Annotated in this window: 9 protein-coding genes; 5 read left to right on the forward strand and 4 right to left on the reverse strand. The window is 33.3% G+C overall.

Annotated elements, in window-relative coordinates; all coding sequences use genetic code 11:
• Nucleotides 1–66: 66 nt before the first annotated feature.
• Nucleotides 67–1,782, reverse strand: a complete 1,716-nt coding sequence (locus tag ABW637_RS07095) for a helix-turn-helix domain-containing protein (protein ID WP_367583952.1) — start codon at nucleotides 1,780–1,782, stop codon at nucleotides 67–69.
• 315 nt (nucleotides 1,783–2,097) lie between these two features.
• Here ABW637_RS07095 and ABW637_RS07100 point away from each other — a divergent pair, with 315 nt between their 5' ends.
• Nucleotides 2,098–3,192 (forward strand): hypothetical protein, encoded by a 1,095-nt coding sequence (locus tag ABW637_RS07100; protein WP_367583953.1) that lies wholly within the window; start codon nucleotides 2,098–2,100, stop codon nucleotides 3,190–3,192.
• A gap of 184 nt (nucleotides 3,193–3,376) precedes the next feature.
• Here the strand turns inward: ABW637_RS07100 and ABW637_RS07105 are convergent, their stop codons facing one another.
• From ABW637_RS07105 to ABW637_RS07115, 3 genes are all read right to left on the reverse strand, one after another.
• Nucleotides 3,377–4,126, reverse strand: coding sequence for a LytR/AlgR family response regulator transcription factor (locus ABW637_RS07105; protein ID WP_367583954.1), 750 nt, complete (start codon nucleotides 4,124–4,126; stop codon nucleotides 3,377–3,379).
• A gap of 9 nt (nucleotides 4,127–4,135) precedes the next feature.
• Nucleotides 4,136–7,195, reverse strand: a complete 3,060-nt coding sequence (locus tag ABW637_RS07110) for a sensor histidine kinase (protein WP_367583955.1) — start codon at nucleotides 7,193–7,195, stop codon at nucleotides 4,136–4,138.
• A gap of 188 nt (nucleotides 7,196–7,383) precedes the next feature.
• Nucleotides 7,384–7,962 carry a hypothetical protein gene (locus ABW637_RS07115; RefSeq protein WP_367583956.1) on the reverse strand — a complete coding sequence of 193 codons (579 nt, stop codon included), beginning with the start codon at nucleotides 7,960–7,962 and terminating at the stop codon, nucleotides 7,384–7,386.
• A 426-nt stretch (nucleotides 7,963–8,388) separates the two neighbouring features.
• On the opposite strand from ABW637_RS07115, the gene ABW637_RS07120 reads away from it, so the two are divergent.
• From ABW637_RS07120 to ABW637_RS07135, 4 genes are all read left to right on the forward strand, one after another.
• Entirely contained in the window at nucleotides 8,389–9,231 is an 843-nt protein-coding gene (locus ABW637_RS07120) for an N-acetylmuramidase domain-containing protein (RefSeq protein ID WP_367583957.1), read from the forward strand.
• Nucleotides 9,232–9,299: 68 nt separating this feature from the next.
• Nucleotides 9,300–12,197: a ligand-binding sensor domain-containing protein gene (locus ABW637_RS07125; RefSeq protein ID WP_367583958.1), complete on the forward strand. Its 2,898-nt coding sequence runs from the start codon at nucleotides 9,300–9,302 to the stop codon at nucleotides 12,195–12,197.
• Between the two features lie 126 nt (nucleotides 12,198–12,323).
• Nucleotides 12,324–12,791, forward strand: a complete 468-nt coding sequence (locus ABW637_RS07130; RefSeq protein ID WP_367583959.1) for an RNA methyltransferase — start codon at nucleotides 12,324–12,326, stop codon at nucleotides 12,789–12,791.
• Between the two features lie 331 nt (nucleotides 12,792–13,122).
• A complete protein-coding gene (locus ABW637_RS07135) occupies nucleotides 13,123–14,469 on the forward strand; it encodes an alanine/glycine:cation symporter family protein (RefSeq protein WP_367583960.1) in 1,347 nt (448 codons plus the stop codon).
• The last annotated feature ends 6 nt before the right edge of the window (nucleotides 14,470–14,475 follow it).

Raw genomic sequence — 14,475 nt, forward strand, 5'->3', positions numbered from 1 at the left:
TACTTACACTCTGGTTAAAATTTATAAATACGTACTATGCTGTCTGCATCAAATATGAGTCTTAAACTATTGATTTTTAATTCTTCTAACATATTCAGCGGGTTTGCATTTTTTTTTCTTTAAAAAAGCTTTGGCAAAGGATTGTATGTTGTTAAACCCTACTTCTTTAGCTATCGATTTAATAGAATACTGCCTAAATTGTTTATCATTTTCTATTTGTTTTACACAATAGTCAATTCGTAAATCATTAATATAATTTGTAAAATTCTTTTGCTTATTTATATTAATAACTTTGGATAGATAAGAAGAATTTGTCTTCAAATTTTTAGAAACCATAGACAGAGTCAGGTTGTTTTTTAAATACCCATGATTGCTTTCGAAATCTTTTAGTTTTTCTAAAATCTCTTGTTTTAATTCAGGTGCCAAATCGATATTCGATGTGGGTGTAACTTTCTTTGTATTAAGAGCTTCTATATGCTCTAGCTGCTGGTCTAATATTTTTTTAAATTTACTCTTCCTTTTTTTATAATAATAGAAGTACAACAAACTAATCAATATAATAATGAGTCCTCCAAAAAATAAGAGTCTATAGTTAAATTTTCTATTTTCAGATACAATACTATCAATCAATTGGTTCTTATCTTTAATCAATTTAGGAGTATCATATTTTTTGTAAATACGACTATTTAACTTATTGTATTTTATATTGTATATACTGTCTAATCGTATCAATTTTTCCATTATTTTTAACTGATTTTCCTGATCTTTATTTTTTTTATAATGATCAATCAATAAAGTAAAAACTTCGCGGGTTTCTAGAATATGATTTGACTTACTTATCGCAGAATCCACTTTTCTCAAGTATCTGATAGCATCTTCTTCTTTTCCTATCTTCAGAAGTGTTTTAGCCAGATATAGATAGGTAATTCGAACATTTGGATCATTGATGTCTTCTTTTAATAATACTAAGGTTTTTTTTAAGCTATCCGTAGCAATGTAATACTCTTTCCTATAATAGCTATTAATACCATAAGCAGATAGTAAATCTGGGTAATAATAGGTGTTCACTCCCGATAAACTAGATTTAATTCCTTTTTTTAAATAAAAATGGGCCGAATCATAAAATTTAAGCCGATTGTAACTATCAGATAATTTAAAAAGTGTACCAATATAATGCTGACGAAATTTTTTATTGGTATCCTGTTTTATTAAATACTTAAAGTTTTCTTTATATGTTACCAATGCTTCACGATCTTTCCCTAATACTGTTTTTAGTAGGGCAATATTATGTTTTGAAGCAATGATATACCCTTGATTATGATTAGCTTCGGCATGTTTTTTTGAAAGTAAATACGATTCTAGTGCGTCACTATATTGTTCCATTCCATATAAAACATTTCCTTTCAAAAGATACCCTTTGGCGGGATATAGAATATCTTTTATCTCTTTAGTAACCTCAATAATCGAATCTGTATACTTTAAGGCTATCTTCGAATTTTTTCTTGTCATTTTATAAAACATCACATATCCATTAGCAATCTGGATAGTGTTATTCTGATTTTTAGCCTTAAAAAGGTAAGTGTGGGCTACTTTATTTACAAAAATAGAATCCTGTTGGTTTTTTTTGAATAGAACATCCAATTCTTCGAAGGTCATATCTCTTAGTGAGTCTGATTGCATTGAATTAACCTCTTTTTTCACCTCTATATCTAACTCTCCAGCCGTTAGAGAGGTGATACTAAGAATCAATAAAGTGATAAGATAAATGACCTTTATATACATTCAAATGTAGAATCAAAATTAAATACTTGGCAATATAATGGATAACAAATAAGATTTCGGTATTAAAAAAATATTTCAAAGAAGATAATTTTTAATCTGTTCATTTTGAGAAAATTGTATTTAAAAAGTAGTGCGTAAAATTTATGAATTGATAAGGTAAAATTTATAAATGCTTACTACATCTAATTGTAAAAAAGCAGGTTGCCTTGCTATATTTACTTCGGTAAAAACAAATAGTAAACAAACAAAGTTAATAGGGAAAATAAGCCGAACAGATACCTTTAAAATAATAGTAGGCAAAACAAAAATTAAAAAATGAATAGAATTATATTAGTATTGAGCGCTTTAGTATTGAGCTTACTTTTTTCATGTACAACAGACTCAGTAGAAGACGAAACTTCTTATGAAGAGGTTAACTTGAAAAGGAGGAAACCTGTAATCATATTAGATAGCATTTCACCGGCAACCATCGTGTATGCAACTGGATCTGAAAGAATCTGGTCTATCAATCCTTTTCAGAAAAGGGTAGCTACAGTTTGGGTTAATGGTGTTGCCACAGGTTTAACCGATGGTACTCAAGAAGCATATGGACATTCAATAGTTGTTGATCAATCGAATGATATTTATGTAGCAGGTTTTGAAAGTAATGGGTCAAAAAAGGTAGCGAAAATTTGGCAAAATGGTGTAGCAACCTCACTGACAAATGGTACTAATCATGGCTCAGCTAACTCAGTATTTATCGACAATAATGATGTTTACATCGGGGGGAGTGATGGAAATAACGGGAAAATATGGAAGAATAACATTGAATTGTATAGTATGCCGTCTAGCAATCCCGGGGCTGTAATATATATTACTTCTATTCATGTTTACAATTCAGACATATATGCTTGCGGTTTTGAAAGTTCAACTTCGGGAACAAGCTATAAAGCATGGAAAAATGGTCTAGCATTACTTAACGTAGGAGGTAATATTAATAATACCAGGGCAAATTCAATTTTTGTGAATTCTACAGGAATATACGTAGCAGGAAGATCTGGCCAAAAAGCAGTAGTTTGGAAAAATGGAACTCCTACCTATTTATCTAATGGATCATATCAGGCATCTGCAGAATCTGTTTATGTACGAAATTCTGACGTTTATGTAGCTGGTTACGACTATACAGGATCAGGTAGACTAGCCAAACAATGGCTTAACGGTACTGCAACTAACTTAACAAGTGATGTAAACGGTAATGCTTTTGCCACTTCTATATATGTCAAATATCCATTTGTTTACGTAGGAGGAACACAAAGAAACCCAAGCTATAGCAATGTTCCTAATGTGGCAAAAGTATGGATTAATACAAATTCCGCTTCATGGTCAACAGAAAATTATGAGCATCATATTAGCTCTGTTTATGCGAAATAACAAAACTCATTGCTATCCTAATTTCTTGTGCTAGCACTCATCTGTGAGGATTATCGTCTAAGAATAAGATAGTATAAAAACCAAAGCTGTATTGCGATTAGGCAATACAGCTTTGGTTTTTTTGAACGAAACAAAAATTTTGTTGACTTCAATTTAGGATATCTCGTTATTTTTGAAATCACGGTTACCTATGAAGTCGATCTAAAATCTCCATGACTTCGTTCTTTTTTCGTACAGACACAGGTATGTTCTCTCCATTTTTCAGCATTAGATATCCGCCATCAGTTTTGATAAATGCACTGATACATTGTAGGTTGACCAGATGACTTTGGTGTACCCTCAAAAACTGATAGTTCTTCAGCATATCAGCAAAGTATTTTAGAGTTTTGGTTACAAATATTTTTTGACCATCCTGCAGGTAAAAAATCGTATTATTACTATCAGATTCACAACGTATAATATCATCTAATCCCACAATAATAATTTTATCGAGTGTATGCAACGATATTTTATCAGGTTTTTGTTCGGGAGCAGACAAGGTGTCTTTTAGAATGTTTAATCGCTCTTTATTAGGCTGAATTTGCTCTTTAGCTTTGGCAATCGCTTGTGCCAATTCATCATTTGAATATGGTTTTAGTACATAGTCGATAGCCGCAAATTTAAAAGCCCGTATGGCATACTCATCACTTGCCGTTACAAAAATGATTTTTGATTTTAATTCCGGAAATATCTCTAATACGTCAAAACCAGTTCCATCTCCCAGCATAATATCCAGAAATAAAATATCGGGTTCTGTATTACGTAATGATTTTGCAGCCTCTACTACACTTTGTGCAGTATCAACGATTTTTATTTCGGGATGATTGGCCTCAAGATCACTCTTTAAAAGCTGAAGTGCATCTGGCATATCTTCTACAATAATAGCTGTAAGCATAAATAGTGTTTAATAATCGGTTTCTAATGGTATTTTAAATGCTATCTGGGTCCCGGCAACAGTATTGCCGTTAGTTTTGATCTCTTCTATACTTAGGGAGTTTTTTCCCGAAATAGATTCTAATCGTTCTCTGGTTACGGTAAGTGCCATAGATTGATGATCTGTTTTGGTTTTGGCTTTCTGAGATTGAAAAATACCTTGACCATTATCTAAAACAGTGCAATGTAAAAAATCTTCAGTGGTATGAAACTGAACCTTTAGCTCACCATCTCTACTCCCTTTTAAAATTCCATGTCTAACCGCGTTTTCTACAAAAGGCTGAATTAACATCGGCGGAATTAGTATTTCTTCGGGATCAAAATCCGTATCTATAGAAATAGAATAGGTAAACGGTTTGCTGGCCATTAATTGTTCTATTTCTATATAATGTTTTAGAGTTTGTATTTCTTGATCTAATGTGATGTAATCTTTTCTAGAATTGTATAATGTTTCTCTTAGTAAGGTAGCAAAAGTATTGATCGTATTATTCATACGCTGTGGGTTACTAGTTCCCATGGCTTTAATTCCGTTAAGGGCATTAAAGATAAAATGAGGATTCATTTGTAAACGTAATGCTTTTTGCTCTAATGAAAGAAGGTGGTTTTGCATTTCAAGACGTTCTCGTTCTTCCTTGTTTTTTCGCTTAACCCTTCGAATATACGATATTCCATATCCTCCCATAACTAACAAGATTACACCTAATACGGCCAATTGAAACCAGGCTTTCTCGTATATGGGACTATCGATAAAAAAATTAAAAGTAATAGGGTCACTTTCTTCCCATCTATAATTTCTGGACTGTGCATAGAATATATGTGATCCATAGGCTAAACCGGCAAGGTTTTGTTTGTTGTCTGATGACCAGGGACTCCATTCAGAATTATTTAACTTAATTCGATATTGAATATCATTGGGGTGATCAAGATCAATGGTTTTGTATCTAAAAGATAGTTCGGTCTGATTTGGTTTTAGTTTTAAAACATTACTGCTATTTGTCCAGGTATTTAAATTGATCGAATCTACACTGCGATACGCTACTTCTATGTTTTCAAAGTATAATCTGGGTTTAACCGTTTCTTTTGTTATTTCGCTGGGCTGGTATTTTGTTAATCCATAGATGGCTCCAAACCATAGATTACTCTCTTCATCTTTAGTGACAGAGTTAAGACAAGTTTCGATCCCTAAAAAACCATCATTACGACCAAAATGAAAGACATCTACAATATCATTAAATTGGTTTAGCTCTATTTTATCTACTCCTCTTTCGCTGCCCACCCATAAGTTGTTTTGATCATCAAATATCATTTGATAAATATTATCAGAATACGGTCTTTTTCTTCCTTTCAGTTTTTTAAATGAGAGGTTGCCATCTAGACTTGACCACCATATCCCTTTTCCTGCCGTACCAATAAATAGTATGTTTTTATGAAAAAGTAGTGTGCTTATTGCTGTTTTTTGATTTAGAACATTATCAAGATGAGTAACGCGATTCTTCTTGATGTATCCTAAATGACCATTTTGAGTGGCATACCACATTTTACCCAAAGAATCTTGTAGCATGTAACTTATTTGCAAATCTTTAATGCCATTTCTTCTTTCAAAATTCTTTAACCCTAATAATCGTTTTTTTTCTGGATCATATTTAAAGCGTGCAATACCCGTAGAGTATGATGCCGCCCATATCGTAGTATTATCCACATGAATAGTTCTAATCCAATCAGATGGTAATCCTTTGTCTGTATCTATAATATGATTTTTGATCACAGTGTTGACAATGGTATCAATTTTTATGATTGTGTCCTTTTTTACAGGGTGCACATAGCTGCTATCGATTACGATACTGTCGACTTTTTTGATCTGTTTAAAAAGAATTCCTTTACCATCTGTGCCTGCCCATATATTTCCTGATGCATCACTAGTAATACTTTTGATTTTTACTTCAGATAAACGTTCTTCTTGAGGAATATGATGAATACCCGCAGAATCTATTTTTATAAGACCTGCCTCAGAATTAGAAGCCCATATGCCTTCTTTTGCCGTATGTATTGCATATACACGATTACCTTTTAAGCCGGTATTTTGATCATAATGGATGAAATTATTTTCAAAATACTTATAAAACCCTCCTCCAGAGGTAGTAATCCAAATGTTAGATTGACGGTCTAATATACTTTTTCTGATATGAGAAACCGCTAAACCATTTTTACGGGTAATTTTCTTTTTTTGAGTATGTTTATTAGCATCAATAATGGTTATACCTTCATTGTTAGTGGCAAACCACAGCTCATTATCTTTGTGTACAGAGATGTTATTTACCCTAAGTGGTCTCGAGATCCAACGATTTCCATAACTTTTGGCATTGGTATTTATGACTAAAATACCTTGATTAAAGGCAGCAGCAAAGATTTTATTTTTATAATAGATGGCAGCTGTAAAATTATGTGCACTATGCCTTTCTATAATACTGGCTCCTTTTCTAATATGGTTTAGTTTCCAGAGGCCTTTATTGGTTGCTATCCAGAACAATCTGCCATCGAAAACAATATCATTAATAATACTAGTATTAATTTTAGTATTAAGGTTTATCTTAACTAAACCTATTTTTTTTTGGTATTCGTAGATGCCGATGTTTGTAGCCAAATACGTTTTATCTTTTATTCTAAAGATTCTATTAATCCTGGGGCCATCTAGATTGGTAAATTTGTTTTTTGTTTTAATACTCAGCCCGCTTTTTGTGCCAATAAAAAGGCTGTCATTTACAAAAGCAAGTGCATGAATATAATTAGATTGTAACCCATCACTTTCGTTCCAGATTTTAAATTCATCACCATTAAATCGGCAAAGACCTCCACCTTGTGTACCTAACCATAAATATCCAATTTCATCTTGTACAATATCGTAAACTTGAGATTGCGGCAACCCATCTTCGAGAGTGTAGGCTCTAAGTTGATTATTTTGCGCACATAATGAACTGATAGGGTTCCATATCAGGAAAGGGAGAATAAAATATAAAAACCGATATAAGTTCATAGAAAGCTTTGAGGTTGAGAACAAATATAATCAAACTGTTTTTTTGATTTTGATGTATCTGTACTTATTTAATAATGTAAAAAAACAAAACCGACACCACCTTAAAAAGGTATGTCGGTATAATAAACAAAAGTTTCCCCCTTTTTGTCTATCAGATTGAGTTTGTGTTTGTTGTGTCGGTTTTAATTTTAGTAACTCGTGATAGCCGTTGTTTTTGTAGGATCGATAGTCATGGCTCCATCGTTCCATTCAAAACTTTGCTTCAGATTTACATATTTAATATCAGATGTATTTTTATAAAATGTTTGTGTTTGTAAAATATTTCCTTTTATCCCATACTCTTGATTTGGAAAAATATATTGAAAATCGGTATTAGAGTCTTCACAGTATACATTTTTAAGTTCTGGAAGAGCAACAATGGTATCGCCGTCTTCAGAGACTGTAAAATAATACGCTTCTACATGTGCACAGCAAGCAAGATATTCAACTTCCATCTTTATCACCTCAGAGATCCCTTTTAAACCAGGATTCTCTAAGGTGGTAATAAAGATGTCCTCAAAAAGCTCTGTGTCATTAATGGTTAAGGTTGAAATTGTTTCGGAGCTATTTCTTGACCTTACCAAATTGACAACATAAGCAGGGTGTTCTTTTCCTTGATCTGTAATTTCTGTTGTTACTAAATACTTCTTGGTATCAATAAATCCTTTTTGGGCATAGATAAATTGAAAACTTTGAAAAAGAACAATAATGATGACAACATTTTTCATAACAGCTTTATTTTGAGGTTGGCTATTTAATGTAAAACTAGTTCCTTAAAATGATCTTGGAGTGATGGTTTTAGAATTCGTTACGATTCAATTAGAATTCGTTTAGATGAAAAGAAATAATTTTGCTTATTACCTTTATTTAATACCTAAACTATGTTTGTGTTCTTAATGTTGTTCTAAAAGTGAAACCCTTGCTAAACACTTCATTTTAAATGGTATGGTAAAACCATAAAGCATAAAATTAACCTTTCGGAGTTATATTATAATGAAGTTTTTTTGTACCTTCAAAAGGTTTCTTAAGAAACAAAAATAGCTTACCCCTAAAAAGAGAAATGTCTTTGTTTATAGCAACCATTACTTTTTTATTAGCATACTATACTTAATGTTTTTTATCCTTTTTGAAGTAATTAATAAACTTAATATACTATGAAAACAATACGTTATCGTTCTAGAGGAGGAGATGTTCATTATTTAGAAGAAATTCTTACCAAGCTTGGGTATAATGTTTATGTGTCTAATTATTTTGGAAGAGATACAGATCATGCTATAAAAGATTTTCAACAAAAAAATGGCTTGGTGGTTGATGGTATTGTTGGCCTTAAGACATGGTCAAAACTCATTGAAGCAGAAAGAAATATCATTGCATTTAACGATAAATTTTTATCAGAGCAAGATATTAAAGATTTTGCTCAAAATTTTGGTTTAGAGACAGCGATGGTAAAAGCGGTTAATGAGGTAGAAAGTAGAGGTAAAGGGTTTTTGTTAAGTGGAAAACCAATCATCTTATTTGAAGGCCATATTTTTTGGAGAGAACTTGATAAAAGAGGAGTTAAGCCATCTGATTATGTCTCTGAATATACTAAAGATGTATTGTATAAAAAATGGACTAAAACTCACTACAGAGGGGGATCCGGAGAGTATGATCGTCTCGAAAAAGCGGCTGGGATATCTGATTTGCCAGCATTTCATGATGCAGCGCATAGTTCGGCCTCATGGGGATCTTTTCAAATTATGGGATTTCATTATAAACACCTGGGGTATTCTTCTATAGATCAATTTGTTTCGGTAATGTACGAACACGAAAGAGAACATCTCAAAGCCTTTGGTAAATTCATAGAAAAAACGTCTTTTAAAGGTAAAAAGTTAATCGATTGGATTAAAGAAAAGAATTGGGCCAGATTTGCCGAAGGATATAATGGGCCCGGTTATAAAAAGAATAAGTACGATACTAAATTAAAAAATGCGTATTTGCGATATAGTAATAATTAGTTCTATGTATACTGTATGCTAAGATTGGTGGTTTTTTTAGTATCTTTAAGAGTAAACCTTCTGTGATTATGAAGAATAGGTGTCTTCTTACATTCTTTTTGATCGTATTCAATACTTTAGGGGTTCTTGGGCAAAAGTTTCGGTATACGACATATCAAGGGGATGAGCTTCCGTTTAAAAAAGTAAACCAAACAATTCAGGATTCTCATCAATATCTATGGCTTGCTACAGATCAGGGCTTGTATCGTTTTGATGGTAATAGATTTCAGGATTATAACACTTCATTACGCAGTCAGTATATTAAATCAATAATTTCATGGAAAAAAGACACCTTACTTTTTTCTAATGATACCGGCATTTTTAAACTCTTTTATAAAGAAAATACACCTAAAATAACCCCACACATTATTATTAGCGAAGTTAAAAATGGGATGAGTTACCCTGAACAATTGTTTAGCGATTCTAAAGATAGGTTATGGATAGGGCAGTTAGATGGTGCGGTGTATAGACAAGATAGAATAGATATTAAGAAACAACAGTTTTCTATTGCTCCTAATCGTAGAATATCTGACATATTTTTTAGCGAAGATCGTTTTGGTACCGTTTGGATTTTGATTCCTAAAGAAGGCCTGTTTTACTTCGATGAATCATCAAGCACTTTCGAGCAGCTTGATGGATTTAATGATATGTCACACTTTTATATAGAGGGTGATCAAATTATGTTAGTCGGAGACCTGCGTGTCTTAAAATTAAAGGTAAATGAGGATCATAGAATAATAGCCCAAAAACAAATAGATAATATAGGATTAGATTTCTATTATGTTAGTAAAGATCTAAACGGAGATTATTTTCTAGCTTCAGAACAAGGAATGTATACCTTGATTAATAATCAAACAGAATTGGTAGAGGTTTTTGGATCGAATGATCCTCATCGAGTAGAAAAACTCCCTTATACATCAATTAATCATCTTTACTTTTCTCAGGATCAAATTCGCTCTGGCGGAAAAATATGGATAAGTACATCAAATGGGTTAGGGCTTTTATGGTCTAGTTATTTTCAGAGTGTTTCGGGGATGTCTCATGATAATGTATTTAGCATGAGCACTGGAGTAGATAATGAAGTTTTGATTTCTCTTAGTACTGTCAATAGTGTGAAAAGTACCGAAAGTACTAAAAGTTTTGATCAAATTACAGGAGTAAGTCAGGTTACAGGAATCTCTTCGCACTCTGATAATACATGGTACGGAACCGCAGAAGGAACTATTATTCATTACAAAAATGGAAATTTACAGACCACCTACAGTTTAAAAAATAGAGGAGGAGGTATATTTTATATGTTTGCAGATCACCAAGGTGATAATTGGTTTTGTCAAGCACCAAGAGAAAAACCAATTGTCGGTGTAGCCAAAATTAGTGCCGATGGACGAGTAACTTTTTATGACGAAGCAAACGGACTAAACAACCGCATTTTGGTAATCAATGAAGGAGGGCGATCAGAACTATATGGAGCAGGAATAGGGACCAAAACTTATTTGTATAAATATAATCGCGACCTGGATACTTTCGAAAACCGAAGTATTCCTTTTTCTTTTAAAGTGAGTAGTAATTTTGAAGTGCATGACCTGGCAGTAGATGATAAAGGAATCGTATGGCTAGGAACTACCGATGGACTTTTAAAGTATGATACAGAGAGCATTCAGCGAATAGATTTAGGAGCATATACAGGAAACGAGATTCGTTCGGTATGCGTGATCCCGGGAGGAGGCCTCTGGTTGGCAACCGATACCAATGGATTAGTTCATATAGACGCCAAAGGATCCTATGTGTTTTTTGATGAAAAAAGTGGCACTCCATCAAAAGTAGCATCATATCGAAGTATGATTATTGATAGTAATGGTCAGCTTTGGGTAGGTACAGCAGAAGGAGCTGTTTATTCTTCTCGATCCAATCCTACACCATTAACAACAAATCCGCCAATACTAGATGAGATTTATATAAATGATAAAGTTGAAAAGTTAGAAAAGAGATTGTTACGTTATAAAGAAACCGAGAAGGCAAGATTAAGTTTCGTTTCTGTTACTTTTCCATCAGATAACATTAGATACCAATATAAAGTATATAAAAGAGGTTCTAATAAAGACATGATTAGTAAAACACCATGGTCTTTACCTCTTGATACCAACGAGATCACTCTTCAAAAACTTAAAAGTGGAACCTATTTTTTATTAGTAAGAGCCCAAAAACAAGGAGGATATTCATGGAGTGTCCCTCTAAAAATTAACCTTAAGGTTCAAAACAAATGGTATAAAACAATTTGGGGTATAGCATTATTACTGGTATTCGGGGTTTCTGGGTCGTGGTATATTTTGCGATTATGGGTGTTTAAAAAAACAAAAAACCTCGAAGTTTCACTTTCTGATAAGCAAAAAGAACTTCATAAAAAAGAAACAGAGCTTATTCTGCAAACCGAAGAGCTTAAAAGTACAGTGGCTAATATTCATCTACTGCATCGTTTATTAAAACAAATCCCCAAAGAACCTTCGTGGGATCAAGTATTCCCGGTTTTAATAAAATTAGTAGAGTTACCGACCAGAGTAGATGCTTTTGAAATTGCTTTTAAGAAAGGCAAAGAGATAGGGTATAAGGGAGCATCACGAGAAAAGACTAGCCTGATAGACAGGAATGAAAAGTTTGATAAAAAAGAGAATCTGGCGGCTTATGTTTTGACAGAAAATAAGCCTTTAATGATTGATAACTTTAATGAGGAGATTGAACAATACATCAATAAACGAGATGATAAAGGGTATTTATCTCTAATGTTATTACCTTTTGAACAGAAAACAGGAACTAAAGTAGTTTTTTGTGTCTACGGAAAAGAAGAAAATAAGTTTACACAAAGAGATTTTACACTGCTTCAAATTCTCACTGCCTTTCTTTCAGTTTCTGTAGTAGATGAGTTGAAATAATTTTAAAATAAATAAACTATTGCCTACGAGTATTGAATAACTTTCTCCGAATGAAGTATTGAAAAAATAGAATTTGAATGAGGATTAATAAAAAGATTCTTTTTGATCTTTTATATTTTTACCCCTATGATTGATAACTTCGAAAATGAATTTTTTGGAATCGGAATCCAAAATGGTAAAACTCCCGAAAATCTAGGGGTGTTATGGAGATCTGCTCAAAATATGGGAGCAAGCTTTATTTTTACAATCGGAAACCGCTATGCAAAACAAGCCAGTGATACACATAATGCTGTAAAAGCAATGCCCTATTTTCATTACGATACTTTTGAAGATTTTTATAACCATTTACCCAAAGGTGCTATGCTTGTTGGAGTTGAGCTAACTGATGATGCAGAGTTTTTAGAAACATTTAAACACCCTAAACGATGTGTATATTTATTAGGAGCCGAAGATCATGGGCTATCTAAAAAAGCTATTGAAAAATCCCATTTTTTGATCAAATTCAAGTCAGAGTTAAGTATTAATGTCTCTGTTGCTGGCAGTATAGTGATGTATGATCGTGGAATTGATAAACCAAGGTTTATTAGGGTTTAGAAATAATTTATTAAGAGAAATACAAAGATTGTTGCAGAACCTGCGAAACCCATTGTAATATCCCGAACTGACATTGTAGCTCACCTGAAGTGTATTGTAATCTACCTCAAGTTCATTGTTATACACCTGAAGCTTATTGTTGTACACCTTGATTTCATTGTAACGCACCGTAAGCTTATTGTCAAACACCTTATCCTTATTGAAATACACCGAACTGACATTGCGACACTAGCTTTGTATAATGTTAAGAACCAAATGCCCATCGAAGTATACCAGATTAAATCTATAATACATTTTGCCACTACCATTAGAACAAGTATTTTTATTGTCTATGTTTAAAATAGTAGAAGGTCTTGTTGCAGATTTTAGTTCTTGGGTATGGGATTGGCCTTTGCTAGTATTACTTATTGGTGGTGGACTATTCTTTTTAATCTATTCACGATTTACACCTTTCCTTTATTTTGCGCATGCAATCGATGTCTTACGAGGCAAGTATGACAATGATAATGATCCCGGGCATCTAAGTCATTTTCAGGCCTTGTCTTCTGCTATTGCCGCTACGGTGGGTATGGGTAATATTAGTGGTGTTGCTGTGGCAATTGTAACGGGTGGTCCCGGGGCAGTCTTTTGGATGTGGGTTAGTGGATTAATTGGTATGGCAACCAAGTTTTATACCTGCTCACTTTCGGTCATGTATCGATCCGAAGAAAAAAATGGAACCCTACTGGGGGGACCAATGTATGTAATCACAAAAGGACTAGGTAAAGAATGGAAACCTTTGGCCGTATTTTTTGCCCTGGCAGGTTTAGTAGGGACACTTCCGGCCTTTACAGCAAATCAATTAACCCAAACACTGGTAGATGTGTTACGTTGGCAAGAAGATGATAAGTTGTATATAGGGCTTGTACTGGCTGCTTTAGCTTCGTTAGTGATATTGGGAGGAATAAAAAGAATCGGTTTAGTGGCGAGCAGGTTAGTGCCTTTTATGGTGGTCTTGTATTTTATAACCGTCATCACTATTTTGATCATACAAATAGAAGAAGTGCCTTATATGTTTAGTTTGATTTTTTCTGATGCGTTTTCTGGTAATGCTATTGCTGGCGGTGCACTAGGGCATTTAATCAAAACAGGAATAAAGAGAGGTGCATTTTCTAATGAGGCAGGTATTGGTACCGCGCCTATGATGCACGGTACGGCTAAAACCAAAGAACCTATTAGAGAAGGGTTAGTAGCTATGATTGGCCCATCAATCGATACTTTATTGGTATGTACACTAACATCTTTGGCAATACTTTCTACCGGGGTCTGGAAGGATACTGATAGCAACGGAATTTCACTAACGTTACAAGCTTTTAATGCTGTGTTACCTTATGGATTAGGAGATATCGTAGTGATCGTTATGGTGTTGGTATTTGCATTGTCCACCTTATTCTCATATTCGTATTATGGGACCACTTGTTTAGGGTTTTTGACTGCACCTAAATATGGGAAATACTATAACTATATCTACATAGTTTCTATTGTGGTGGCAGCCGTAGTTAAAGTAGATTTTGCCATAGACCTAATTGATAGTGCTTTTGCAATGATGGCAATTCCTACAGTAATTTCAGGTTTGTTATTAGCCCCAAAAGTAAATGCAAAGGCAAAACAATATTTTAAGAGTATAAAAGAACTCTAATTTTTT

It is taken from the genome of Aquimarina penaris, assembly GCF_040786285.1.
Classification (GTDB): Bacteria; Bacteroidota; Bacteroidia; order Flavobacteriales; family Flavobacteriaceae; genus Aquimarina.

Excerpts from the sequence above, each read along its gene's own strand:
- ABW637_RS07095 (WP_367583952.1), bottom strand. The coding sequence starts at position 1,782 with ATGTATATAAAGGTCATTTATCTTATCACTTTATTGATTCTTAGTATC.
- ABW637_RS07100 (WP_367583953.1), top strand. The coding sequence starts at position 2,098 with ATGAATAGAATTATATTAGTATTGAGCGCTTTAGTATTGAGCTTACTT.
- ABW637_RS07105 (WP_367583954.1), bottom strand. The coding sequence starts at position 4,126 with ATGCTTACAGCTATTATTGTAGAAGATATGCCAGATGCACTTCAGCTT.
- ABW637_RS07110 (WP_367583955.1), bottom strand. The coding sequence starts at position 7,195 with ATGAACTTATATCGGTTTTTATATTTTATTCTCCCTTTCCTGATATGG.
- ABW637_RS07115 (WP_367583956.1), bottom strand. The coding sequence starts at position 7,962 with ATGAAAAATGTTGTCATCATTATTGTTCTTTTTCAAAGTTTTCAATTT.
- ABW637_RS07120 (WP_367583957.1), top strand. The coding sequence starts at position 8,389 with ATGAAAACAATACGTTATCGTTCTAGAGGAGGAGATGTTCATTATTTA.
- ABW637_RS07125 (WP_367583958.1), top strand. The coding sequence starts at position 9,300 with ATGAAGAATAGGTGTCTTCTTACATTCTTTTTGATCGTATTCAATACT.
- ABW637_RS07130 (WP_367583959.1), top strand. The coding sequence starts at position 12,324 with ATGATTGATAACTTCGAAAATGAATTTTTTGGAATCGGAATCCAAAAT.
- ABW637_RS07135 (WP_367583960.1), top strand. The coding sequence starts at position 13,123 with ATGTTTAAAATAGTAGAAGGTCTTGTTGCAGATTTTAGTTCTTGGGTA.